Genomic DNA, 768 nt, shown 5'->3' with positions numbered 1-768 from the left:
GTGCGCGATCCTCTGCCGGGACAACCGCCAGGCTCTGGTGCTGTCGGAGACGCTGTTCTCCCACGGCGTGCCCCACCGACTGCAGCGCGATCTCCAGGACCGCCCCGTGCCTGCCTGGGTGGCCTCGGTACTTCGTGGCACCGGATCGACCACGCTGACGGAGGAGCGTTTCGAGGCTCTGCTCGGCTCCGGGCCCGTTTCCCCTGTCGGAGATCGCGCACGGGTATGGCGCTCGCTGCGCGGTGCGGCGCGGGCACCGCGAGGGCTCATGGATGTGGCCGCGGTGCGGCGGGCCGTGGTCCAGGGCAGATTCCCCGACGACCTGGCGGCGGTCGAGCCGGCCGACCTGGTGGTGTCGACCGTCCACAGGGCCAAGGGCCTCGAATTCGATCGAGTCCTTGTCGTCGAGCCTCCCTCGTTGGCCGAGCTCCGAAAGCAACACACACATATCGATCCCGCGGCAGAGGCCCGCGCACTCTATGTTGCGATGACCCGCCCCAGGGACGATCTGTTCCGCGTCGAAGCGCCGGACACCGCCCTGATCCGCAGAGATCGCAGCACCGGGCGTCATTACGCGGGCGGGTGGAAGTCCTACCAGCGCTTCGGGATCTCGGCCGCGTCTCTCGACGTGTCCCGCGAGCACCCGCCGGGCACGGACGGGTTCGAGCACGACGCCGCGGCTCTGCAGGAATACCTCGCGTCCTCGGTCGCGCCGGGAGATGCCTTGGAGCTCCGTCTGCAGCACGAGATGACCACGGCACCGGATCA

Annotated in this window: 1 protein-coding gene; it reads left to right on the top strand. The window is 69.4% G+C overall.

What is annotated here, in order from left to right; translation table 11 throughout:
• On the top strand, positions 1–768 hold a 768-nt coding region (locus EAO72_RS40290; protein WP_187285443.1), incomplete at both ends, for a 3'-5' exonuclease.

The sequence above is a fragment of the Streptomyces sp. OR43 genome (genome assembly GCF_008042275.1).
In the GTDB taxonomy this organism is placed as follows: domain Bacteria; phylum Actinomycetota; class Actinomycetes; order Streptomycetales; family Streptomycetaceae; genus Streptomyces.
This window is presented reverse-complemented; position numbering and strand designations above follow the sequence as displayed.